Below are 23474 nucleotides of genomic sequence, written 5' to 3'. Positions count from 1 at the left end.
GAGCCGCCCGGGGGTCCCTGCGGCAGCCCGGCGATTAGGCATCCGGTCCAGATTATGGGTAATATGTTTCTCGCTGCCGGGGAGCGATCGCCGGTTGTGAGACAGGCCCGAAAGAGCCTGAACAGCAGGTATGCGCGAGTGGCGGAATAGGTAGACGCGCTGGCTTCAGGTGCCAGTGCCTTCACGGGCGTGGGGGTTCAAGTCCCCCCTCGCGCACAGAGTATCGAACAACAGCGAAGGCCCCGTCTCCGATGATCACGATCATCGGAGACGGGGCCTTCGCTGTGTCCGGACCTCCTTTTCCTGCATCGGGGCGGGTCCTTGGGCATGGCGCATCCACGGCGCCCGCAAAGAATGTGTCTCTATGTGAACGCAAAGTTGTACATAGTTGAAGATAATGTCTCATAGTGGTGCTCAGCACACTTCGTCCCACTACGAGAGGCGCACCGATGAGCACCGATGAGACGACTGCCGGGCCAGCGGCCCCGGCGCCGAAGAAATCCCCGGGCAAGACCGTGATCGCCGTGGTCGCCGCGACGGCACTGGCCGGGACGGCTGGCTTCGTGGTGGCGAACTCCACGGGAGATGACCCGGCAAGCGGCTCGTCCACCGCATCCGGGGCCGCCGAGACCGGCGACGGCGAGACCGCCACCACGGTCGTGGCCGTGGACATTCCGGGGGAGAATCGCGGGTTCGACGACGTCCACACCGATGAGCCGCTGGTCAGCACCGACTGGCTGGCTGAACGCCTCGATGAGGGAGACCTCCACGAGCAGGACATCGTGCTGCTGGACGTCTCGGAGGACCTGCCCAGTTCCGAGCTCACCCCATACGCCGAGGCGCACATCCCGCAGGCACAGTATGTGGAATGGTCTCAGGAGTTCACCGCGCCGAACACTCGTGAGTTCATCTCCGCCGAAGCGTTCACCGAGCTGGCCCAGTCGCTGGGCATCAATGAGGACTCGACCGTGGTCCTCTACGGGGACAACAACAACTGGTTCGCCGCCTACGCCTCCTGGGTGTTCAACCTCTACGGCGTCGAAGACGTGGTGCTGCTCGACGGAGGTCTGCACAGATGGGAGCTCTATGACGAGCGCAAACTCGTCGAAAAGGTTCCCGCGGTTCCGGCGGGGAACTTCCAGGCCAGTCCGCAGAACCACGACATCCGCGCCTTCCAGCCTGAGGTGCTCGAGGTTGCGGAGCAGAACACCGAGGCCGACGGCGACGCCGTGGCCGCCGTCAACCTGGTCGACATCCGTTCGGCCGAGGAGCACGACGGCGAGGTCGGCGTGGACCCCGACATCTTCCAGGGCGAGGGCGCCGCGGTGTGGGGACACATCCCCGGCTCCGTGAACGTCACCTGGACCCAGATCGTCGACGAGGAGACCGGAGAGTTCCTCCCCGCCGAGGAGATCCGCAGCATCTACGAAGCGGCCGGGGTGGACTTCCAGAACCCGATCATCGCCTACTGCCGGATCGGGGAGCGCGCCTCCCACACCTGGTACGCGCTGAGCCAGATCCTCGGCGAAGAGGTCAAGGTCTACGACGGCTCCTGGTCGGAATGGGGCAACAGCGTCGGGGTGCCGGTGGCGAACAACTCCGGGCAGCGCGCCGGACTCTGGGGCCAGTCCGGAGACTGACCTCTGCCACGTGACCTCTGAGCGTGGAACATCGGAGCGTGGAACATCTCAGGAACCGGGCCCGCCGCGGTGGGCCCGGTTCCCCTGTGCAGGAAGGGAACCTCATGACCGTCGACGTCAGAGCAGACCGAGAGCTGGGCTGGACCCGTGCGGACACCGTCCGCACCACGATCGCGGTCGCAGTCGCAGCGGTGCTGCTGGGACTGGCCTGGTATCTCTCCGCCACGGAGGGGGAGGGGGTCGGTGGCTCCAACGCCGCCCTGATGCTGCTCGTCGGTGCAGGGCTGGGCATCCTGTTCGAGCGCGGCCGGTACTGCTTCTTCTGCGTATTCCGAGACCTCTTCGAGAAGCATGACAGCAGAGGGATGTACGCGATCCTGGTCTCGATCGCTGTCGGCACGATCGGCTACGCGGTGATCTTCTCCACCCGGATTCCCACGCCCACCGCGGACAACGTGCCGACGGACGCGCATATCGCCCCGGTCTCGCTGGCGCTGGTCATCGCCGGACTCGCCTTCGGGCTGGGCATGGTGATCTCCGGGGGCTGCATCGCCGGGCACCTGTACCGTCTCCCGGAGGGTCACCTGCGGTCCATACCGGCCCTGCTCGGCGTCGTCCTGGGCTTCGGTCTCGGGTTCCTCAGCTGGGACACCATGTACTCCCGGTTCATCCTCGGCTCCCCGGCCACCTGGCTGGCGGCGGACAACGGGTACGCGCTCGCGGTGCTGCTGCAGCTCGGCGTGCTGGTGTGCCTGGGGGTCTGGCTGCTGCGCTGGAACCCGCCGGTCCAAGGTCGAGGCGACCGGACGGTGGACGCCACCGAAGTTCGACGGCTCGTGTTCTTCAAGCGCTGGCCGGCGCTGTTCACCGGCTCCAGTGTCGGAATCCTGTCGATTCTGGCCTACTACAAGGACCAGCCGCTGGGGGTCACCCAGCAGATCTCCTCGATGACCCGGACGTCCATGAGCGAGGCCGGCTGGATGGAGCGCCTCATGCCGGGGCTCGACGAGCGCCTGGCCGGATGCGTGGCCATCGTGGTCCACACCATCACCACCAACGGCTGGCTGATCGTCGGGATCGTATTGGCTTCGCTGGCCGTGGCGCTGCCGGGTCGGCGCGTGCGGCTCGAGAAGACCACGGCGTTCAACTCGGTCACCGCCCTCGGCGGAGGAGTGCTGCTGGGCTGGGGTGCGATGATCGGGCTGGGCTGCACCATCGGGGTCCTGCTCTCCGGGACGCAGGCGCTCGCGCTCTCCGGATGGGTGTTCGGCGCGGCGATCGTCCTCGCGGCCGGCCTGGGGTTCCGCTTCGGCCTGCACCGGAAGGCTGCGCCGGGGGTGTTCTGAGCGCCCCGGGATGTGGGTGTGCCTCGCCTAGTCGGCGGACGGGTCCACGGTGCGGCGCCCGCTGTGGTGGCGCAGCGCCTTGCGCGCCGCCTTCGCGTCGGCCTTCTCCGCCTCAAGCTGACGCTTCACATCCGAGGCGTACACATCGACGTATTCCTGGCCAGAGAGCCGCATGATCCGGTACATGATCTCGTCGGCCACGGCGCGCTGGGCGAAGCGATCCTCGGCGTTGTCGTAGTACGACTCGAAGGTCATCGGTTCGCCCACGATCATCCCCACCCGGCCCAGCCGGGGGATGTTCTTCCCGATCGGCTGGACCTTGTCGGTGCCGATCAGGGCGATCGGGATCACCGGAGCGCGGGTGTTCAGCGCCAGCCGCGCGATGCCGAGCTTGCCGCGGTAGAGCCGCCCGTCCGGGCTGCGCGTGCCCTCGGGGTAGATGCCCAGCACCTCTCCGTCGCGCAGCGCCTGCTCCCCGGCGTTCAGCGAGTCCTGGCTGGCCTTGCCGCCTGAGCGGTCCATCGGGATCTGGCCCGAGAGGTCGAAGAACTTCCGCATCCCCCACCCGTAGGCGCCTTGTTTGCCCCAGTAGTCGTCCTTCGCCATGAAGTGCACCTGCCGAGGCACCTTCACCGGCATGAACACCGAATCGGAGAAGGACATGTGGTTCGACGCCAGGATCGCCGGACCTTCGCTGGGGATGTTGTGCAGGCCGCGGACCCAGGGGCGGAACACCGTGTTGACCACCGGGGCCACGACGAATTTCTTGGCGACGCTGTAGAACGACACGGTGTGAGGGGGTCCTTTCAGGCGGCTGAGCTTGGAGACCACTGTAGAGGCAATAGAGTGAAGGAATGGACATGTCCGGCTTCGGAGTTTCCGTCTTCCACGGATTCACCTCCACGCCCGCTTCGATGCGCCCGCTCGCCGACGCGCTGCAGGCGGCAGGCTTCACGGTGGATCTCCCGCTGCTGCCCGGTCACGGCACGAGCTGGGAGGAACTGGCGAGCACCCCGCGCGCTGAGATCATGCGCGCGGCGCTGGCCAGCTACGACCGGCTCGCCGCCCGCTGCCCCCGGGTGGCGACCGTGGGCCTTTCGATGGGAGGGTCGCTGGCGCTGCATGTGGCAGCCCACCGTGGGGTGGAGGCCGTCTCGGTGATCAATCCCGGACTCCGGCTGGCGCCGCTCACCGGACCGAAGGCCTGGGCGCTGGGCCGGATCCGGCCATCGGTGGCGAGCATCGCCGGAGACATCGCCAAGCCCGACGTCGTGGAGGAGGCCTACGCGCAGACCCCGCTGCGCGCCGTCGTCGAGCTCGACCGACTCTTCGCGCAGGTCCGCCGCGAGCTTCCGGTGCTCGCCCGTCGGGGCACGCCGGTGCTGCTGTTCCGCTCAGGCGTGGACAACGTCCTGCCCCCTTCCTCAGCCGATACCCTGGGCAGGGCGCTCTCGGCGGAGCAGCTCGAGGTCGTGGCGCTCACCCGCAGCCAGCACGTGGCGACGCTTGACCATGAGGCCGAGATCATCCACGAGCAGCTGATTGATTTTCTTCACCGACGGCACCACGCCGCCGAGCCCCCTGAGAGGATGGCGCCATGAGCACCTATCGCGACGACGAACCCAGCAGAGTCTTCGGTCGAGGCGGCCGCTCACGGCCGCTGCCCGGCCAGGGAGGTCCGGGCCAGGGTCAGGGCGGCCCGGGTCAGGGTCCCCGGGATCACAGCGTGGATGACTCCGCGCTCGAAGAGATCGACGACTTCCAGCCGCCCAACCCGAAGAACCCGCTCGCCGGCGCCAAGCCTGCCGTGGTGCTCGGGGCGGTGCTCAGCATCGGCGCGATCCTGGCGCTGATCATCGTGCCGTTCCTGCCGCTGAATGCGCCCGGCTGGACCGTGCCTGCGCTGATCGGCGTGGTGCTGGCCGGACTGGTCATCCTCTTCCTGCAGATGCCGCGCAGCCGCACCGGGTCAGGCGACGGCGCACAGGTCTGAGCAAGTTTTCCGCGGGGACACGAATCATCCAGCTACCGTTCAGTAATGAGCTGTGAGACGATGATGTGAGATAGCACACACGATGGAGGAGTCCCCGTGAAGGAAATCGCAACACCGCCCGCAGTCGATGTTCCCGCCGAGCTGAACATCACTGACCTGCTCGAACGTCAGGTCACCGCGGACCCGCAGAACATTCTCTTCGGTCGCCAGCTCACCCCGGGCCAGTGGACCGACGTCAGCGCCGCCGAGTTCCGCGACCAGGTGGTGCAGCTCGCCAAGGGCATCATCGGTTCCGGCGTCGAGGTCGGTGACCGGGTCGCCATCATGGCCCCCACCCGCTACGAGTGGACGCTGCTCGACTTCGCGATCTTCTACGCCGGCGCCGTGACCGTGCCGGTCTACGAGACGTCTTCGCCCTCCCAGGTCGCGTGGATCATCGAAGACGCCGGCGTGAAGCTGCTCGTCGCCGAGACCCCGGCCCACCAGAAGATCGTCGAGCGCGCCGTCGCCCAGGAGAACCTCACGGGTCTGGGCAACGTCTACACCATCGAAGGCTCCGGCCTGGATCAGCTGCGCGCCAAGGGCGCTGAGGTCACCGAGGCGCAGGTCGCCACTCGACGCAGCGCCGCCGTCGGTGCTGACCTCGCGACGATCATCTACACCTCCGGGACCACCGGGCGGCCCAAGGGCTGCGAGCTGACCCACTCGAACTTCACCGAGCTCTCGCTCCAGGCGCTGGGCTCCTCGCTGGGCACGGTGGTCGACAAGAACGCCTCCACGGTGATGTTCATCCCGCTGGCCCACGTCTTCGCCCGCTTCATCTCCGTGCTCGCCGTCGCCGGCGGCTCCCGGGTCGGACACACCTCCGACATCAAGGAGCTGGTGGACGACCTGGGCACCTTCCACCCGACCTTCCTGCTGGCGGTGCCGCGGGTCTTCGAGAAGATCTACAACGCCGCGATGCTCAAGGCCGAGTCCGACGGCAAGGGAGCCATCTTCGAGAAGGCGGCGAACACCGCCATCGAATGGTCCCGCGCCAGGCAGAACGGCAAGGTCCCCTTCACCCTGGGGCTCAAGCACAAGGTCTTCGACAAGCTCGTCTACTCCAAGCTGCGCGCCCGGATGGGCGGACAGGTCGCCCATGCGGTCTCCGGCGGCTCGCCGCTGGGGGAGCGGCTCGGCCACTTCTTCTACGGCGTGGGCGTGCAGATCCTCGAGGGCTACGGGCTGACCGAGACCACGGCGCCGCTGACCGTGAACACCCCTGCGCTGAGCAAGATCGGCACCGTCGGGGCGCCGCTTCCCGGATGCGCGGTGAAGATCGCTGAGGACGGCGAGATCCTCGGCCGCGGCATCTGCGTCTTCCGCGGCTACCACAACCGGCCCGAGCTGAACCAGGAGATCTTCACCGACACCGGCTGGTTCCGCACCGGCGACGTCGGCACCCTGGACTCCGACGGCTGCCTCACCATCACCGGCCGCAAGAAGGAGATCCTGGTCACCGCGACCGGGAAGAACGTCTCACCGGCCCAGCTGGAAGACCTGATGCGCTCCGACGCGATCGTCTCCCAGGCTGTGGTGGTCGGCGACAACCGGCCCTTCGTGGCGGCGCTGATCACCCTGGACGAGGAGACCCTGCCGCAGTGGCTCGAGCGCAAGGGACTGGACCCCAAGACTCCGGTCTCCGAGCTGGCGAAGCACGAGACGATCATCGCCCACGTGCAGTCGGTGGTCGACCGGGCGAACGAGTCGGTCTCCCGCGCCGAATCGATCCGCGACTTCCGGCTGCTGCACACCGACTTCACCATCGAATCCGGCCACCTCACCCCCTCCCTGAAGATCAAGCGACCTGTGGTGATGAAGGACTTCGCCGAAGAGGTCGAGGCGCTCTACACCGAGGCTGCCGCCAAGAAGGGCTGAGCAGCAAGAGACGCTGAAACCTTCAGACGTCGATCGATGCAGAACAGCTGAGGAGCCCGGGGGCGCACACCGCCCCCGGGCTCACTCCGTCCGCATGATGGAATGGCGCTCCGCCATTAGGTGCGCCCGTGCGCGGCGGACTACCCTGAACAGGTGACTACCACGCCAGAGCCCCGAACCGACGCCCCGCTGACCGCCCCCGGAGAGATCCTCCACGTCGGGGCAGCAGACTATCCGGGCCTGGACGAGTGGCGTTCATTGCCGCTGAGCCAGCAGCCGGACTGGCGCAGCCACGAAGACTTCGACTCCGCCTATGCGGAGCTCTCCGCGCACCCTCCGCTGGTCTTCGCCGGGGAGGTCGACAAGCTCAAGCGACGCCTGGCCAAGGTTGCCAACGGTGAGGCGTTCCTGCTCCAGGGCGGCGACTGCGCCGAGACCTTCGACGGCGTCACCGCCGACCGGATCAGTGCCAAGATCAAGACCATCCTGCAGATGGCCGTCGTGCTCACCTACGGCGCCTCGCTGCCGGTGGTGAAGATGGGGCGCATGGCCGGGCAGTACGCCAAGCCGCGCTCCTCCGATGTGGAGACCCGCGACGGCGTGACGCTGCCGACCTTCCGCGGCGAGATCGTCAACGGCTTCGAGTTCACCGAGGAATCCCGCGTGCCCGACCCCAAGCGGATGGTCGCGGCCTACCACAAGTCCGCCGCCACGCTGAACCTGGTCCGGGCCTTCACCGAGGGCGGCTTCGCCGACCTTCGCGCGGTGCAGCAGTGGAACAAGGGATTCATGGAGAACCCCGCCCACGCCCGCTATGAGCAGCTCGCCGGGGAGATCGACCGCGCGGTGCGCTTCATGGAGGCCTGCGGTGCTGACTTCGAAGGACTCAAGCGCACCGAGTTCTACGCCGCCCACGAGGCGCTGCTGCTGGACTACGAGCGCGCACTGACCCGGATCGACTCCCGCACCGGAAAGCCCTACGTGACTTCCGGCCACTTCGTCTGGATCGGCGAGCGGACCCGCGAGCTCGACGGCGCACACATGGACTACCTCTCCCGGGTGCAGAACCCGGTCGGGGTCAAGCTGGGCCCCAGCACCACCCCGGAGACCGTCCTGGCGATCATCGACAAGCTTGATCCCGAGCGGGAGCCCGGACGGCTGACCTTCATCGTGCGGATGGGCGCCTCCAACGTCCGGGAGAAGCTCCCGCCGCTGGTGACCGCGGTGCGCGACTCCGGCGCCAAGGTGGTCTGGGTGACGGACCCGATGCACGGCAACACCATCACGGCCGACAACGGCTACAAGACCCGCCGCTTCGACGACATCCTCGACGAGGTGCGCGGCTTCTTCGAGGTCCACCGCTCGCTGGGCACCTACCCGGGTGGGCTGCACGTGGAGATGACCGGCGACGACGTCGCCGAGTGCCTCGGCGGCTCCGATGTGGTCGACGAATCAGCCTTCGATCAGCGCTATGAGTCCCTGGTGGACCCGCGGCTGAACCACAAGCAGTCCCTGGAGCTGGCGTTCCTGGTGGCGGAGTCCCTCACCCAGGTGAGATAGGCCCCAGCGGCAGGTTCTCGGGACGGGTCGCTGACGCGGGCCACAGGCGAACCGGTCCCAGGCCGCGCGCAGGTCCTCAGCCCCCGAGGCTGGGGATCAGCGCGCTGCTCACGCCGATCCAGCCGGCCAGCAGCACCAGCAGGGCGCTGCCGATCATGATCGCGGCGATCATCAGCCAGACCCGGGTGGCATCGGGGCCGGCAAGCTCGACCGTGGGGCGCTGACGCTCGCGCTTCTCCGTGCGGACCCGTTCCACCGGCCGTCGGGCGCCGACGGAGGGTTGCATGCCGGTCGCCGGCTCTGCGACGCTGAGCCGGGGCGGGCGCAGCTGCAGCCCGCTGGTGGGCACCTCGGTGACCAGCTGGCGATCCTCCTCGGCCAGGCTCGAGGGGCGCCCGTGGGCGGCGTCGCGATGCTCGGCCTCCAGGTGGGTGGTCCGCGCGTTGCCCAGGGCCGCGTCGATGTCCTCGTCCCAGGGCTGCGGGTCGTCGGGCTGCGGCTCGGCCCCGGGAGTCTCGAACTGGGAAGCCGATGCCTGCTGCGCGCCGGTCTCCAGGAAGGCCTCGTCGGAGTCCCCGGGCAGCATCGTGGTGGGCCGCTGGCCGGTGCGCTCGGACGCTCGTGCGGAGACGCCCATGGCGGGGATCGGTCGCGTCGCGGGGCTGCTGAGCGCGCCGTCGAAGTCGAGCTCGGCGTCGCTGAGCAGGCCGCGGGTCTCACGCAGCATCTTCAGCAGCTCATCGGCGTTCTTCGGCCGCAGCGCCACCTCGGGCCGGGTGGCGATGCTGACCAGGTCATCGAGCTCGCCGGCGAGTCCCTGGACCTGAGCCGAGGGGACCGGCACGGTGGAGTTCACGTGCTGGTAGGCGACCCGCACGGGGGAGTCTCCGGTGAAGGGCTGCACGCCGGTGAGCATCTCGTAGAGCAGGATGCCGATGGCGTAGATGTCGGAGCGCTCATCGGCTCCCTCTCCGGAGAGCAGCTCCGGAGAGATATAGGCCACGGTGCCCATCAGCGTCGAGGTCCCGGAGTGGTGGGTCGCGGCGCGGGCCAGCCCCAGATCGGCAAGCTTGATCCGCCCGTCATGGGAGACCAGCACGTTCTCCGGCTTGATGTCTCGGTGGACCAGGCCGGCGCGGTGTGCCGCAGCCAGGCCCTGCAGGATCGAGTCCATGTAGGTCAGCGCGAGCCGAGGCGTCATCGCCCCGTGCTTGAGCAGCGTGCGCAGGGTGGCGCCGGGGACGTACTCCATCACCAGGTAGGCGGTCTCCTGGGCCTGTCCCTGATCGAGCACCTGGACCACATTGGGGTGGGCGATCAGCGCGGAGTTCCGGGCCTCCTGCTCGAATCGCTCCACGACCTTGCGATCCTCCGCCATGTGCGGGAACAGCACCTTCAGGGCGACCTCTCGGCCGAGCCGCTGGTCCTGGGCGCGGTAGACCGTGGACATGCCGCCACGTGCGATGCGCTCATCGATCACATAGCGGTCATCGATCCTGGAACCTATCCACGGGTCAATCTGTTCAGAGCTCACAGCCCCAGGGTATCGAACCTGCCCAACTCCGAGTTGCCGCGGCGCGAGTCGATCCCGGGCCCCGCGCGGGTCTCGACGCTAGACCGTGCGCAGCACCAGGTGTCCGCGCAGCTGGTCGAACTCCTCGAGCACCTCCGCGGAGACGCCGAGATCCACGAGGTGCTGCGTCCGGGCGACGCTCTCGCCGGTGAGCTTCTCGATGCTGCGCTCGACCTCGTCGACGGCTCCAGACTCGGTGAGGATGGCGCGGGCCCGCTCCACCTGCTCCTCGCTCAGCGCCGGGTCTCCCAGCATCTGGCTGAGCTCCTGGGCTCCCGCCGCGGAGGAGCGGAACAGCCCGTAGGCGATGAGCTCGGTGCGCTTGCCCTCACGCAGATCATCACCGACCGGCTTGCCGGTGGTCTCCGGGTCTCCGAAGACCCCGAGCAGATCGTCGCGCAGCTGAAACGCCTCTCCTACCGGCAGCGCCGCCGCGGCGAAGGCGCGGCACAGCTGGTCCGAGCCGCCGGCCAGGGCCGCGCCGAGGACCACCGGGTACTCGGTGGAGTACTTGGCAGCCTTGTAGCGCAGCACCCCGCGGGCCCGACTGACCGCCTCGGTCTCGGTGTCGGCGGGGGTGCGCACCTCCTCCAGCACGTCGAGGTACTGCCCGGTGATGACCTCGGTGTGCATCTGATGGAAGGTCCGCGCGGCGAGCGGACTGCTCGCCAGCCCGTCCTGGGCGGCGGTGGACTGGGCATGGAAGAAGGCCTCCGAGGCCCAGGCGAGGGCGAGGTCGCCGGAGAGGATCGCACCGGTGGTCCCGAAATGACCGCGGTCTCCGCTGAAGCCGGATTCGCGGTGGAGCTGCTCGAAGCGGATGTGCGCGCTGGGCAGACCCCGGCGGGTCGCGGAGCGGTCGATCACGTCGTCGTGGACCAGCGCAGCCGCCTGGAACAGCTCCAGCGCCACCCCCAGCTCGACGACGCCCGCGCCGCGCCCGGAGGCCGCCTGCCAGCCCAGTCGTGCCAGGGCGGGACGCATCTTCTTCCCACCCCGGGTCAGTGACATCAGCGCCGTGACCAAGGGGACCGCGTGTTGGGAGACTGCATGGACCTCTGCGTGCCGCGACTCGAGAAAGCCGGCGCACCTCGCGTTGACCTCGCTGATGAATTCTTCGCGCTTCATGGCGGATAGCCTATCGGTATGGCACCGTCCCCACCGGCTGATTCACGCGTCCTCGCGCATGTGGATATGGATGCCTACTACGTGGAGGTCGAGCTGCTCACCCGCCCCGAGCTGCGCGGGCGCAAGATCATCGTCGCGCAGGACTCGGGTCGCTCCGTGGTGCTCTCGGCCTCCTATGAGGCCCGCGCGGACGGGGTGCGCTCGGCGATGCCGCTGGCCCGGGCGCGCCGGGCCAGTCCCGACGCCGTCGTGATCTCGCCCCACATGGACGTCTACCGAGAGCTCTCGCGGCGGATCATGAGCTATTTCGACACCGTCACCGACGCCGTGGAGCAGCTCAGCGTGGACGAGGCCTTCCTCGATCTCACCGGGGCTCGACGGCGGTTGGGCGGACCCGAGCAGATCGGTCAGAAGATCCGCCGTGAGATCCGTGGGGAGTTCAACCTTCCCGCCACCGTGGGGATCGCCGACCGCAAGTTCATCGCCAAGATCGCCTCCACCCGGGCAAAGCCGGACGGGCTGATGCTGGTCCCGCCGCACCGCCGCCTGGAGTTCCTGCATTCCCTGCCGGTGACCGCGATGTGGGGCGTCGGGGGAAAGACCGCAGAGTCCCTGAAGGCCTTCGGGATCACCACGGTGCTCCAGCTCGCAGAGACCCCGGAACCGGCGCTGCGCCGTCGCTTCGGGGTCACCGGCACGGCATTGCACCGGCTGGCCTGGGGAGAGGACGCCCGCGAGGTCCAGCCGCACCGGATCGAGAAGTCCATCGGGGCCGAAGAGACCTTTGCGGTCGATGTCGAGGATGAAGCGGCGCTGCGCGCAGAGCTGCTGCGACTCAGTCACCGGGTCGCCGCGCGGCTGCGCGAGTCGGGGGTCTCCGCCGAGGGGATCAGCCTGAAGCTGCGCTACAGCGACTTCGAGACGCTGACCCGTTCGTCCACCCTCTCCCATCCCACCCATTCCGCACTGGCCATCTACGCCCGCGTGCTGGGGATGCTGGAACGGCTGGGGGAGCGGCCGCAGCCGGTGCGCCTGGTCGGAGTCCGGGCGGAACGGCTGGTGGATGAGGGAGGCTCGCTGCAGCTGAGCTTCGATCGCACGGAGACGAACTGGCTCGACGCCGAGAGTGCGCTCGACGCGATCGCGAAGAAATTCCCACAGGTCCAGACTGCTCCTGCCTCGCTGCTGCGCGCTCGCCGCGAGGATCCATGACTGGAGGGTTCCTGGGCACCAGCCCAGAGATCGCCGCAGGGCGGACTGCGGGCTAGGTCTGCGGTGACGAAACCGCTAGACTATACACCTAGGCGTATCCAGATCGTCCACCACGCCATACGACGACCGCGAGGAGCTTCACGATGCCACTGTCGGAGCGTGAACAGCGCATGCTCAAGCAGCTCGAAGAACAGCTGCAGTCGGAGGATCCGAGCTTCGCAAGCTCCATGCAGGACTCCCCGACGGGAAAGCTCAACGTGCGCAACATTGTGCTCGGCGCTCTGGTCGCAGTCCTCGGCATCGTCGTCCTGCTGGTCAGCATCTACAACCAGTGGATCCCTGTCGGTGTGATCGGCTTCCTGATCATGGGTGCAGGCGTCTACTACGCCACCACCGGAGGAACCTCCGGAAACTCCCGCGGCAACGGCGGCGGCAACGGCAACGGCGGTGGAGGCGGCGGCGGCGGACCCCGCAGCTCGGCCCCGAGTCCGTCCGGAAACTTCATGACCGGACTCGAACAGCGCTGGGAAGAACGACGCCGGCAGGACTGACTCCTCCAGGCATCACCTGACTTCGAAAGGCCCCTCTCCGGAGGGGCCTTTTTCGTGCCTGATCGCAGCGCCTCCACTTCCCACCATCGGGTACCTCCACTTCCCACCACACAACACCCCCACTTCCCACCCCACAGCACCCCACATCCCGTCACAACGGTCCTCAGGTCCCGCCGCTGCGCCCGTCTCGCCTGGTCAGAGGCGGATCATCCAGGCTCTCGCGACGCTGCTCCGGGTCGCTCCGCACGGCGCGACACCTCACCCGGCGCACCCGGAGCGGGCCTGTCCGGGAGAAGCCCTCCACCGCCCTCCACCTGCACCTGAGTGGTATCACTCCAGGTCAGAGGCTTGAAATCGCCGACGTGGGGGAAGTGTCGGCCGTGCGACGGCAGATTTTGGTTGCAAGTGGGGGGAAGTGGGGTAAAGTGGAGCTCGGTAGAGGGAGAAGGAATGATTCTCCTCAACAAGTGAGGTGGTGAGTGTCCTTTGTTCCTGGGCACATACACGCCTCGCATGGATGAGAAGGCTCGCCTGATCCTTCCCGCGAAGTATCGCGAAGAACTGGCCAACGGCCTGGTCCTCACCCGCGGGCAGGAACGCTGCATCTATGTGTTCAGCACGGAAGAGTTCAAGAACGTCCATCAGCAGATGCGGCAGGCTCCTCTGACCTCACGCCAAGCACGCGACTACATCCGCGTATTCCTCTCCGGAGCCTCTGACGAGATTCCGGACAAGCAGGGCAGGATCACGGTCCCCGCCGCGCTGAGGGAGTACGCCGGACTGGACCGCGATGTCACGGTCATCGGAGCGGGAGACCGCGCCGAGATCTGGGACACCGCAGCCTGGAACGAGTACCTGGAGGCGAAGGAGTCGGAGTTCTCATCCACCGATGGGGACGCCATTCCCGGTCTCTTCTGAGCACCGAAGGCGCTCGACGCGACACGCCGACCGAACAAAGTACGACAAGTGAAGACGGTTCGAACACTTCAAGGGGATCCTTGGGTGAGTTCTTCCGCCGCCCGGCCGCACTCCTGACTTATCTTCCCCGATGTCAGGCAGCAGGCCGGAGCGGAGGAGGAGCTGGTCCAAGGATCCTTTCCCATGACGGAGGCAGTATGGCGCAACGAGAGACAGCAGACCGGCACGTGCCGGTGATGCGAGATCGCTGCATCAGACTGTTGGCCCTCGGAGTGGAGAACATCCGGGCCGCCGGCCACCGTCCCGTGGTCATCGACGCCACCCTGGGCATGGGCGGCCACGCCGAAGCCATGCTTGCGGCCGACTCCGAGGTGCTCGTGCTCGGCCTGGACCGGGATCCCCAGGCGCATGCCCTCGCGGCGCAGCGCCTCTCCGCCTACGGCGACCGCTTTCGCGGCATCCACACGGTCTACGACCGCGTGGACGAGGTCGCCGCAGAGGAGCTGGACTCCGATCAGCGAGTCGCCGGGGTGCTTCTCGACCTCGGGGTCTCCTCGCTGCAGCTGGACGAGGCCTCCCGCGGCTTCGCCTACTCCTACGATGCCCCGCTGGACATGCGCATGGATGCCTCGGAGGATTCCCCCGACGAGTCGGTCGCCGAGCTGCTGGCGCGGATCGAGGTGCCCGAGCTGAGGCGGATCCTGCGCGAATACGGCGAAGAGCGCTTCGCCGGACGCATCGCCTCGGCCATCGTCTCCCGGCGAGAGAGCCGCCCCTTCACCACGACCGCGGACCTCGCCGCCGTGGTGGACCGCGCGGTCCCCGCGGCCTCCAAGCGCACCGGGGGACACCCCGCCAAACGCACCTTCCAGGCCCTGCGCATCGCGGTCAACGAGGAGCTCGAGGTCCTGCAGCGCACCATCCCGAACGCCCTGGACGCCGTGGCGCCGGGCGGTCGGATCGTGGCGATGAGCTATCACTCGTTGGAGGACCGCATCGTGAAGCAGGCCTTCGCTCGACGCACCAAGTCCTCGGCGCCGACGGGGCTGCCCGTGGAGCTCGAAGAGCACAAGCCGACATTCAGATCCCTCACCCGCGGGGCAGAGCTGCCCGACGAGGCCGAGATCGCCGAGAACCCCCGCGCAGCGTCAGCGAAGCTGCGTGCAGTGGAGAAGCTGACCGACTCCAGGAGAACCGCCGCATGAGCGCAGAAGCACATTCCCTCGCCCCGGCCAGCCGCGGGTCACTGGCGCGCAGCCTCTCCTTCCCCGGACGCACCGACGACGCAGGCTCCCCAGCACGCCCCAGTCCGATGCTCCGCGCCCTGCCCAAGCTCCGGGGGCGGCAGAAGGGACTCATCGGCGGGATCATCGCACTGCTCGGGCTCGCGCTGACGATCGTGCTCGCGGTGAACATCCACGTGGCCAACGCGCAGTACACCGTCGTGGACCTGCAGAACCAGCACCTCTCGCTGGTCCAGGCGAACCAGGCGCTGACCGAAGAGGTCCAGCACCTGGAATCGCCGCAGGCGCTCTCCAGCGCCGCCGTCGGACTGGGCATGGTCATGCCTGCCGAGGCCGCGGCCCTGGATCTCGGCAACGGTGAGGTCACCGGCACCGCGGCGCCCGCGGACAGCGGCGACCGTCCCTCCAGCTTCGTGGCCTCGCCCGCAGTTCCCGGAGGCGACTCCGCCGCTGCGCTGAACGTCTCGGATGCCGTGACCGGCGCGCCGTCAGGGATTCTCGGCGGGGGCGCGTTGAACACGCTCATCGAGGCTCCCAGCGGGCAGAATGGCCAGGAGGCATCTGCAGGGACGCAAGACCAGTTCAGCCCTGCTGAACTCAACGGCGGGACCATACCGGCGCCCTCATTCGACTGATCGACTTGTTGGGAGAACGCTGACGCCATGGCAGCCGCTCAGAAGAAACGCGCAGAACGGGTCCTTTCGTTCCGGATGCGCATCGGACTCACCCTGATCCTGGTGATGCTGCTCCTGCTCGGAGGACGCCTCTTCCACGTGCAGGGCCTGGACCCTGCAGGAAACGCCCAGGCGGCGGTCTCCGAACGGCTGCGCAGCGTCCCGCTGCCCGCACACCGCGGGGACATCCTCGACACCGAAGGTCGAGTGCTCGCCGCCTCGGTGAACCGCTATGACCTGGTCGTCGACCAGGCGGTGGTGGAAGACTTCGAGCGCAGCGACGAGGCCACCGGGCTGCGCGAGGAGATCTCGGTGCAGGCCGGGATCGCCGAGCTCGGCGAGGTGCTGGATCGCAGCACCGAGGAGCTCACAGACCTCATCGTGGGCGAGAGCCGCTATTCGGTGGTGGCTCGATCACTGACGCCTGAGCAGAGCGAGCAGGCCGTGGACATCGGGCTCCCCGGCCTCTACGCCGAGCCGGTGTCCCAGCGCAGCTACCCGTCCGGCGCCGTGGCGGGTTCGATCATCGGATTCATGGGCGCTGACGGCCCCCTCGAAGGAATCGAAGCCGCCCAGGACGAGGCGCTCAGCGGCGTCGACGGGGAACGGATCTATGAGGTCGGCGGCGACGGCGTGCGGATTCCGGTGGCCACCTATGAGGAGCTCCCGGCCGAGGACGGCCAGGACGTCCGTCTGACCATCGATCAGGACCTGCAGTGGTTCGCCCAGGAGGCGATCGCGAAGAAGTCGAACCAGTACAACGCAGCCTGGGGCAATGCCACCGTCGTGGACCTCACCACTGGAGAGATCCTGGCCATGGCCGACTCCGAGACGGTCGATCCGGCCGAACCGGGAGAGACCGACGAGCTCTTCCGCCGACCGCTCGCGCTGACCCAGGACTTCGAACCAGGCTCCACCGGCAAGGCCATCACCTTCGCCATGGCGCTCGAGGAGGGGACGCTGAACCCCACCGACGGCTTCACCGTGGACAACCGCTACGAGGTGGACGGCCAGACCATCAGCGACGCCACCCGCCACCCGACCCTGGACATGACGGCCGCAGGCATCTTCGCCCGCTCCTACAACACCGGCACCGTGATGATCGGCGGAGAGATCCCCGAAGAGACCCGTTACGACTACATGCGCCGGGTCGGCCTCGGCGAACCGCTCGACATCGGGCTCGGGACCGAAGCGAACTCGGTGCTGCGGCCCCCCGAGGAATGGGACGCCCGCCAGCACCTGACCACCCAGTTCGGGCAGGGCTACACGACCTCGGTGCTGCACAATGTGCAGGCCTTCCAGACCATGACCAACGGCGGAGTCGACGTCCCGCTGCGCCTGATCGACGCCTACGTCGACGCCGACGGCACCGAGCACCCGGTTCAGACCCAGCCGGGTGAGCGGATCTTCTCCGAGGAGACCTCCGCGGAGATGCTCCGGATGTTCGAAGGCGTGGTGGACTACGGAACCGGCGGCCAGGCCGCCGTCTCCGGATACCGCGTGGGCGGCAAGTCCGGGATCGCGGAGGCAGCCGGTGCTGGCGGAGGGTTCGACGGCCACACCCAGTCCTTCATCGGAATGGCGCCGCTGGATGACCCGCAGTATCTGGTCTCCGTCACCGTGCACCGCCCGCAGGGCTACTGGCGTGACTGGGAGGTCACCGACACGTTCCGTGAGATCATGGCCTACGTGCTTAGCAGTTATGACGAGGCGCCCAGCGGGGCGGAGAGCGAGGCCTACGACGGCTTCGAAGGCGAGAATCAGGATCAGCCCTGGTGAGCGCGGTAGAGGCAGGGCTGAGCGTCGCGCAGCAGGACCGAGTCTTCCGTCCAGACGGCGTGCTCGGCACCAGTGTGGAAGAGCTCGTCGCCGAGCTCGCCAGCACCGGCTATGACCCGCTGGTCACCCCCGTGGGTCGTGCCGCAGGCGAGATCCGGCTCACCGGTGCCGCCATGGACCCCAAGGCCGTAGGCCCCGGGGACCTCTTCGTCGCGGTCTCCGGCTCCCGCGCTCATGGTGCTGACTTCGTGATGACCGCTCTGGACGGCGGGGCGGCAGCGATCCTCACCGACGTCGCCGGCGCCGAGAAGGTCCGTGAACGCGTGGGCTACCGCATCCCGGTCATCGAGGTGCGCCGCGTGCGCGAGGCGGCGGGCCCGTCGGCCGCGCTGATCTACGGCAACACCGCCACCTCCGGGCCGGCGCTCTTCGGGGTCACCGGCACCAATGGCAAGACCACCACCACCTACTTCCTGCGCTCCCTGCTGGACACGCTGCTGCGCCTGCACCAGCGCGCCACCGGCCTGATCGGCACCATCGAGATCGCCTCCGGTGCGGCGACCATCCCCTCGAAGATGACGACGCCGGAGGCCGTGCAGCTGCACAGCCTGATGGCGCTCTTCCGCGAGGCCGACGTCGCCGCCGCCGCGATGGAGGTCTCCTCCCACGCCATCTCCTATCAGCGCACCTCCGGGCTCTTCTACGCCGTGGCGGGCTTCACCAACCTCACCCAGGACCACCTGGACCTGCACGGGTCGATGGAGGAGTACTTCGCGGCCAAGGCGGCGCTGTTCGCCCGTCGCCGCACCCGCAGCAGCGTGGTCATCGTGGATGATCCCTGGGGCTGGCGGATGGCTGAGACCGCAACCGGCCACGTCGTGACGCTTGCCACCGCAGAGGTGCCGGACCCGGCCGCGGACTGGAGCGTCACCGAGGTGACCCCGCATCTGCTCGGCAGCGCCTTCACGCTGCGCAACCGCCACACCGGGGAGAGCATCCGCTCCCGCACCGGGCTGCCCGGCCGGTTCAACGTCGCCAATGCGGCGCTGGCCGCCGTGATGGTGCTCACCGCCGATGAGTCCACCGCGCTCGGAGTCAGTCGCGACGAGATCGTCACCGCGCTCGAGCAGGCCGACCCCTTCACGATCAGCGTCCCAGGCAGGATGCAGGTGATCGGCACCGAGCCCGCCGCGATCGTCGACTTCGCGCACAACCCCGATGCCATGATCCGTACCCTCGAGGCCGCCGCGAGCACCTCGCGCGGGAAGACCATCCTGGTCGTCGGCGCCGCGGGGGAGCGTGACAGCGCCAAGCGCCCGCTGATGGGCGCCATCGCGGTGCGCATGGCCGATCACGTGATCATCAGCGACGACGATCCGCACGGCGAGGACCCCGCGCAGATCCGCGCCGGGCTCCTGGAGGGCGCCCGTGAGGCCCTGGCCGAAGAGGATCTGGACACCACGTTGGAGGAGATCTCGCCGCGACTCGACGCGATCACCCGCGCCGTGGCGGTGGCCGAGCCCGAGGACACCATCATCCTCGCGGGACGCGGACATGAGGTCCACCAGGACTTCGCCGGGACGAAGCACCCGATCGACGACCGGGTGGAGCTGGCCCGGGCGCTGCGCCTGCGCGGATTCCCCACCGCCGACGATGCTCCGCAGACCGAGTCCGCTCCGAACACCGACAAGACCCACAGCCTTTCCACAGCAGAAGGAGGCGACAAGGCATGATCGAACTCTCAGCCGAAGAGATCGCCGAGATCACCGCAGGGACCCTGCGCGGCGTCCCTGACCCCGCCGCGGTCCGCGTGCGCCACGCGGACACCGACTCGCGCAGCATGGTCGCGGACTCGCTGTTCATCGCCAAGCCCGGGGAGACCACCGACGGTCACCGCTTCATCGACGTCGCCCTCGCCGCCGGCGCCACCCTCGTGCTGGCCGAGCGCGAGACCCAGACCCCACACGGAGCCCCGCATCCCAGCGTGATCGTGACCGACGTGGTCACCGCCATGGGACAGATCGCCGCGGCGATCCTCGACCGGGTGCGCGCCCATTCGGCCACCACCGTCATCGGCATCACCGGGTCCGCCGGCAAGACCACCACCAAGGACCTGCTGAAGTCGATCCTCGAGCCCGAGGGCCCCACCGTGGCGCCCCAGGGCTCCTACAACGGCGAGGTCGGAGTCCCGCTGACCATCTTCACCGCTGAGCTGGACACCCGGTACGTGGTCGTGGAGATGGGCGCAGACGCCCCCGGCAACATCCGCGAGCTCGCGGAGATGGTCCGCCCCGACATCGGGGCGGTGCTCATGGTCGGATCCGCCCATGCCGGCAAGTTCGGCGGCGCGGACAAGATCGCCGCCGTCAAGGCGGAGCTCGTCGAGGAGATCAGCGCCACCGGCGCCGTCGTGCTCAACCGCGACGACGCCCAGGTCGCCCCCATGGCGAAGGCCGCGAAGGCTCCGATCACCTGGTTCAGCGAAGACACCGGCCAGGAGACGGGTCCGGACGCCGGTCAGGCCGCCGGCGGTGACCACGCCGCCGGGACCCCGGACCAGGTGCGCGCTGTGGACCTCAGCCTCGACGAGGCCGGGCACCCGAGGTTCCAGCTGCGCTTCACCGAGTCCGGCGAAGAGTTCCCGCTGGTCTCCGGCCTCACCGGCGCCCACCACGTCTCCAACCTCCTTGCCGCGGCGGCCTGCGCGCTGCGCGCAGGCGTCGCCCCTCACGCCATCGCCGAGCGGCTGAACGGGCTCGGCCCGGCGAGCCGCTGGCGGATGGAACGCACCGAGCGCGCCGACGGGGTCACCCTGATCAACGACGCCTACAACGCCAACCCCGAATCCATGCGGGAGGCGCTGCGCACCCTGGCGATGCTCACCAGACCCGGTCAGGGCCGCCCGGCACGCCGCTCGGTGGCCGTGCTCGGCGCGATGCTCGAGCTCGGCGACGTCTCCATCCCCAAGCACACCCAGCTGGGGGAGACCGTGGTGCGGCTGAACATCGACAAGACCCTGGTGGTGGGCGATCTGGCCTACCCGCTCTACCGCGGCGCCATCGCGGAGGGAAGCTGGGGCTCTGAGGTGCACTGGGTCGCCACGGTCGAGGAGGCCGAGGTCTACCTGGACCAGGAGCTCGCTCCCGGTGACATCGTGCTGTTCAAATCCTCCAACAGCGCAGGGCTTAGACTCCTGGGTGACAAGATCGCCGCAAAGGAAGGGGCCCTGTGATCGCTGTAGTCATCGGTGCCGTCTTCGGCCTGGGACTCACCCTCGTCGGGACGCCGTTGTTCATCCGCTTCCTGGTGAAGCGAGGATACGGCCAGTTCATCCGTGACGACGGCCCCACCACCCACCATGTGAAGCGCGGCACGCCCACGATGGGCGGAGCGGTCATCATGATGGCCGTGGTCGCCGCGTACCTGCTGACCCACCTGCTGCTGAGCATCACCGGCGACACCGCCGGACCGACAGCCTCCGGGCTGCTGCTGCTGATGCTGATGGTCGGCATGGGCCTCGTCGGCTTCGCCGATGACTTCGCGAAGATCAGCAGGAAGCAGTCGCTGGGACTGACGCCCTGGCGCAAGATCGCCGGGCTGGTCGCCGTCGGTGTGCTCTTCGCCGTGCTGGCGCTGAACTTCCCCGACGCCGACGGGCTGACCCCTGCCTCGACGAACATCTCCTTCGTCCGCGAGACGGTGCTCGACCTGGCCTTCGCCGGCCCGATCATCGGCATGATCCTCTTCGTGATCTGGGCGAACCTGATCGTCACCGCGACCACCAACGGCGTGAACCTCACCGACGGCCTCGACGGGCTCGCCACGGCGGCCACGGCAATGGTGACGGCCGCCTACACGATCATCTCGATCTGGCAGTTCAACCAGGCCTGCGGCAGCCGCAGCGCCGTGGAGAGCGTCTGCTACCAGGTGCGCGACCCGATGGACATGGCCATGATCGCCGCGATCATCACCGGCGCGCTGATCGGCTTCCTCTGGTGGAACACCTCACCGGCGAAGATCTTCATGGGCGACACCGGCTCCCTCGCCCTCGGCGGCGCTCTGGCCGGCTTCGCGATCCTGACCCATACCCAGCTGCTCTTCGTGATCCTGGGCGGGCTCTTCGTGCTGATCACCCTCTCGGTGATCATCCAGGTCGGCTACTTCAAGTTCTCCGGCGGCAAGCGGGTGTTCCTGATGGCCCCGCTGCAGCACCATTTCGAGCTCAAAGGCTGGGCAGAGGTCACCGTGGTGGTCAGGTTCTGGATCATCGGCGCCCTCGCCGTGGGCATCGGTCTGGCCGTCTTCTACGGCGAATGGGTGATCCGTCAGTGAGCGTGTCCGACTCTCAGGACCCACAGCACGCGCAGCACCAGAATTCCCGGCAGCCGCAGATCCGCCCCGAGCTTCGCGGCTGGGACGGCCCCTGGAAGGGACTGCGCGCGATGGTCACCGGGCTCGGCGTCTCGGGATTCGCCGCCGCCGACACCTTGGCCGAGCTGGGCGCGCGCGTCGTCGTCGTCGATGGAACCGATGCACCCAAGACGCGCCGCGACGCCGAGACGCTGCGGCTGGTCGGGGTGAGTCAGATCCTGCTCGGGGAGGAACACCTCTCCGAGCTGCCGCTGCTCGACGGTGAGCCCGTCGAGCTCGTGGTCACCTCTCCGGGCTGGCGGCCCGACTCCGCGCTGATCAGTGCGGCGCGCACCGCCGGGATCCCGGTCCTCTCCGAGGTGGAGCTGGCCTGGCGGCTCGGACCCCGCCCGGGCGCCACGAAGCCCAGCTGGCTCGTGGTCACCGGCACCAACGGCAAGACCACCACCGTCACGCTGCTGGAGTCGATGCTGATCCACGACGGTCAGCGCGCCATCGCCTGCGGCAACATCGGTGTGCCGGTGCTCGACGCGATCCGCGATCCGGAAGGCTATGACGCCCTGGCCGTGGAGCTCTCCAGCTTCCAGCTCGAATACACCGAGCTGCTCTCCCCGCTGGCCTCAGCGGTGCTCAACATCGCCGAGGACCATGTCGACTGGCACGGCAGCTTCGAGGACTACCGCGCGGCGAAGGCCAAGATCTACGAGAACACCGAGCTGGCCTGCGTCTACAACGCCGACCAGCGGGTCACCGAGGACATGGTCGCCGAGGCCGACGTCCAGGAGGGATGCCGAGCCGTCGGCTTCACCACCGGAGCCCCCGGACCCTCGATGCTCGGCGTGGTCGATGACCTGCTGGTGGACCGAGCGTTCCTGGCCAATCGTGCGCACCAGGCGCTGGAACTGGCGGAACTTGCCGACTTCGGCCCGCTCGCCCCGCAGCACCTCATCGCCAATGCCCTTGCCGCCGCCGCCCTGGCGCGCGCCGCCGGTGCCGCACCGGACGCGATCCGAGCGGCCGTGCAGGCCTACGAGGCCGGTGATCACCGCATCCAGCCGGTGGCGAAGGCCGACGACGTGCTCTGGATCAACGACTCCAAGGCCACCAACCCACATGCCGCCGCGGCCTCGCTGCGCAGCTTCACCGATGTCATCTGGATCGCTGGGGGACTGCCCAAAGGGGTGGTCTACGACGAACTCGTCCGGGAGATCGCCCCACGGCTGCGGCAGGTGATCCTGATCGGCACCGACTCCTCCCAGCTGAGGTCCAGCCTCGAGCGACACGCGCCGGGAGTCCCGGTGATCGGTGGACGCCTGCGGGAGGATGAGAGGCGCAGCGAGTTGGACGCGTCGCTGGCGGGTGAGGACGGGGTGCGCGCGATGCGGACCGCCGTCGCCGAAGCCGCCAAGGCGCTTGCGCCGCACCACACGGTGCTGATGGCCCCGGCCGCCGCCTCGATGGACCAGTTCGCCTCCTACGCAGCCCGCGGGGAAGCATTCATCGAAGCAGTGGCAGAGCTCATGACCGATTGATCGCAGACGTGGAGCCCCGCAGGGGACTTCACC

At 68.3% G+C, this 23474-nt stretch carries 19 protein-coding genes and 1 tRNA gene; 17 read left to right on the top strand and 3 right to left on the bottom strand.

From position 1 onward, the window contains the following. The first annotated feature begins 132 nt into the window (after positions 1 to 132). The 3 genes from LTH93_RS02475 (at position 133) to LTH93_RS02465 (ending at position 2986) form a co-directional block, all read left to right on the top strand. Positions 133 to 216 (top strand) — tRNA-Leu (locus LTH93_RS02475). 233 nt (positions 217 to 449) lie between these two features. Then, the gene (locus tag LTH93_RS02470; RefSeq protein WP_241469974.1) at positions 450 to 1640 is read left to right on the top strand and encodes a sulfurtransferase; all 1191 of its coding nucleotides are present in this window, start codon (positions 450 to 452) and stop codon (positions 1638 to 1640) included. Between the two features lie 104 nt (positions 1641 to 1744). Then, entirely contained in the window at positions 1745 to 2986 is a 1242-nt protein-coding gene (locus LTH93_RS02465; RefSeq protein WP_241469973.1) for a YeeE/YedE family protein, read from the top strand. 27 nt (positions 2987 to 3013) lie between these two features. Here the strand turns inward: LTH93_RS02465 and LTH93_RS02460 are convergent, their stop codons facing one another. Beyond that, positions 3014 to 3775, bottom strand: a complete 762-nt coding sequence (locus LTH93_RS02460; protein WP_241469972.1) for a lysophospholipid acyltransferase family protein — start codon at positions 3773 to 3775, stop codon at positions 3014 to 3016. A gap of 65 nt (positions 3776 to 3840) precedes the next feature. Here LTH93_RS02460 and LTH93_RS02455 point away from each other — a divergent pair, with 65 nt between their 5' ends. The 4 genes from LTH93_RS02455 to LTH93_RS02440 all read left to right on the top strand — a co-directional run bounded on the left by LTH93_RS02455 (position 3841) and on the right by LTH93_RS02440 (position 8459). Then, on the top strand, positions 3841 to 4587 hold the full coding sequence (locus tag LTH93_RS02455; RefSeq protein WP_241464312.1) for an alpha/beta hydrolase: 747 nt from the start codon (positions 3841 to 3843) through the stop codon (positions 4585 to 4587). Further along, entirely contained in the window at positions 4584 to 4979 is a 396-nt protein-coding gene (locus LTH93_RS02450; RefSeq protein ID WP_241469971.1) for a hypothetical protein, read from the top strand. The genes LTH93_RS02455 and LTH93_RS02450 overlap by 4 nt, the downstream gene beginning before the upstream one ends. Before the next feature lie 96 nt (positions 4980 to 5075). After that, positions 5076 to 6899 (top strand): AMP-dependent synthetase/ligase, encoded by a 1824-nt coding sequence (locus LTH93_RS02445; RefSeq protein ID WP_241469970.1) that lies wholly within the window; start codon positions 5076 to 5078, stop codon positions 6897 to 6899. A 189-nt stretch (positions 6900 to 7088) separates the two neighbouring features. Beyond that, entirely contained in the window at positions 7089 to 8459 is a 1371-nt protein-coding gene (locus LTH93_RS02440; protein WP_241470357.1) for a class II 3-deoxy-7-phosphoheptulonate synthase, read from the top strand. A 76-nt stretch (positions 8460 to 8535) separates the two neighbouring features. On the opposite strand, the gene LTH93_RS02435 is transcribed toward LTH93_RS02440, so the two are convergent. Further along, positions 8536 to 9993: a protein kinase domain-containing protein gene (locus LTH93_RS02435; protein WP_241469969.1), complete on the bottom strand. Its 1458-nt coding sequence runs from the start codon at positions 9991 to 9993 to the stop codon at positions 8536 to 8538. 78 nt (positions 9994 to 10071) lie between these two features. Then, the gene (locus LTH93_RS02430) at positions 10072 to 11160 is read right to left on the bottom strand and encodes a polyprenyl synthetase family protein (RefSeq protein ID WP_241469968.1); all 1089 of its coding nucleotides are present in this window, start codon (positions 11158 to 11160) and stop codon (positions 10072 to 10074) included. Between the two features lie 18 nt (positions 11161 to 11178). On the opposite strand from LTH93_RS02430, the gene dinB reads away from it, so the two are divergent. From dinB to murD, 10 genes are all read left to right on the top strand, one after another. Continuing rightward, entirely contained in the window at positions 11179 to 12372 is a 1194-nt protein-coding gene (gene dinB / locus LTH93_RS02425) for a DNA polymerase IV (RefSeq protein WP_241469967.1), read from the top strand. Positions 12373 to 12515: 143 nt separating this feature from the next. Continuing rightward, positions 12516 to 12923: a DUF3040 domain-containing protein gene (locus tag LTH93_RS02420; RefSeq protein WP_241464318.1), complete on the top strand. Its 408-nt coding sequence runs from the start codon at positions 12516 to 12518 to the stop codon at positions 12921 to 12923. Positions 12924 to 13409: 486 nt separating this feature from the next. Continuing rightward, positions 13410 to 13841 carry a division/cell wall cluster transcriptional repressor MraZ gene (gene mraZ / locus LTH93_RS02415; protein ID WP_241464319.1) on the top strand — a complete coding sequence of 144 codons (432 nt, stop codon included), beginning with the start codon at positions 13410 to 13412 and terminating at the stop codon, positions 13839 to 13841. Between the two features lie 197 nt (positions 13842 to 14038). Then, positions 14039 to 15046, top strand: coding sequence for a 16S rRNA (cytosine(1402)-N(4))-methyltransferase RsmH (rsmH, locus tag LTH93_RS02410; RefSeq protein WP_241464320.1), 1008 nt, complete (start codon positions 14039 to 14041; stop codon positions 15044 to 15046). Next, positions 15043 to 15720, top strand: a complete 678-nt coding sequence (locus tag LTH93_RS02405; protein ID WP_241464321.1) for a hypothetical protein — start codon at positions 15043 to 15045, stop codon at positions 15718 to 15720. The genes rsmH and LTH93_RS02405 overlap by 4 nt, the downstream gene beginning before the upstream one ends. A gap of 27 nt (positions 15721 to 15747) precedes the next feature. Then, positions 15748 to 17538, top strand: a complete 1791-nt coding sequence (locus LTH93_RS02400; RefSeq protein ID WP_241464322.1) for a peptidoglycan D,D-transpeptidase FtsI family protein — start codon at positions 15748 to 15750, stop codon at positions 17536 to 17538. Then, the gene (locus LTH93_RS02395) at positions 17535 to 19271 is read left to right on the top strand and encodes a Mur ligase family protein (protein ID WP_241469966.1); all 1737 of its coding nucleotides are present in this window, start codon (positions 17535 to 17537) and stop codon (positions 19269 to 19271) included. The genes LTH93_RS02400 and LTH93_RS02395 overlap by 4 nt, the downstream gene beginning before the upstream one ends. After that, entirely contained in the window at positions 19268 to 20770 is a 1503-nt protein-coding gene (locus LTH93_RS02390; protein WP_241469965.1) for a UDP-N-acetylmuramoyl-tripeptide--D-alanyl-D-alanine ligase, read from the top strand. The genes LTH93_RS02395 and LTH93_RS02390 overlap by 4 nt, the downstream gene beginning before the upstream one ends. Further along, complete coding sequence (gene mraY / locus LTH93_RS02385) at positions 20767 to 21870, top strand: phospho-N-acetylmuramoyl-pentapeptide-transferase (protein WP_241469964.1); 1104 nt, start codon at positions 20767 to 20769, stop codon at positions 21868 to 21870. Before LTH93_RS02390 ends, mraY begins: the two co-directional genes overlap by 4 nt. Then, the gene (murD, locus tag LTH93_RS02380) at positions 21852 to 23441 is read left to right on the top strand and encodes a UDP-N-acetylmuramoyl-L-alanine--D-glutamate ligase (protein ID WP_370642639.1); all 1590 of its coding nucleotides are present in this window, start codon (positions 21852 to 21854) and stop codon (positions 23439 to 23441) included. The genes mraY and murD overlap by 19 nt, the downstream gene beginning before the upstream one ends. Positions 23442 to 23474: the final 33 nt, after the last annotated feature.

Source organism: Nesterenkonia sp. DZ6 (assembly GCF_022565835.1).
Taxonomy (GTDB): Bacteria; Actinomycetota; Actinomycetes; order Actinomycetales; family Micrococcaceae; genus Nesterenkonia.
The sequence above is the reverse complement of the archived record's forward strand: the minus strand, read 5'-3'. Positions and strand labels throughout refer to the sequence as shown.

Excerpts from the sequence above, each read along its gene's own strand:
- LTH93_RS02470 (WP_241469974.1), top strand. The coding sequence starts at position 450 with ATGAGCACCGATGAGACGACTGCCGGGCCAGCGGCCCCGGCGCCGAAG.
- LTH93_RS02465 (WP_241469973.1), top strand. The coding sequence starts at position 1,745 with ATGACCGTCGACGTCAGAGCAGACCGAGAGCTGGGCTGGACCCGTGCG.
- LTH93_RS02455 (WP_241464312.1), top strand. The coding sequence starts at position 3,841 with ATGGACATGTCCGGCTTCGGAGTTTCCGTCTTCCACGGATTCACCTCC.
- LTH93_RS02450 (WP_241469971.1), top strand. The coding sequence starts at position 4,584 with ATGAGCACCTATCGCGACGACGAACCCAGCAGAGTCTTCGGTCGAGGC.
- LTH93_RS02430 (WP_241469968.1), bottom strand. The coding sequence starts at position 11,160 with ATGAAGCGCGAAGAATTCATCAGCGAGGTCAACGCGAGGTGCGCCGGC.
- dinB (WP_241469967.1), top strand. The coding sequence starts at position 11,179 with ATGGCACCGTCCCCACCGGCTGATTCACGCGTCCTCGCGCATGTGGAT.
- LTH93_RS02420 (WP_241464318.1), top strand. The coding sequence starts at position 12,516 with ATGCCACTGTCGGAGCGTGAACAGCGCATGCTCAAGCAGCTCGAAGAA.
- rsmH (WP_241464320.1), top strand. The coding sequence starts at position 14,039 with ATGGCGCAACGAGAGACAGCAGACCGGCACGTGCCGGTGATGCGAGAT.
- LTH93_RS02405 (WP_241464321.1), top strand. The coding sequence starts at position 15,043 with ATGAGCGCAGAAGCACATTCCCTCGCCCCGGCCAGCCGCGGGTCACTG.
- LTH93_RS02400 (WP_241464322.1), top strand. The coding sequence starts at position 15,748 with ATGGCAGCCGCTCAGAAGAAACGCGCAGAACGGGTCCTTTCGTTCCGG.
- LTH93_RS02390 (WP_241469965.1), top strand. The coding sequence starts at position 19,268 with ATGATCGAACTCTCAGCCGAAGAGATCGCCGAGATCACCGCAGGGACC.
- murD (WP_370642639.1), top strand. The coding sequence starts at position 21,852 with ATGGGTGATCCGTCAGTGAGCGTGTCCGACTCTCAGGACCCACAGCAC.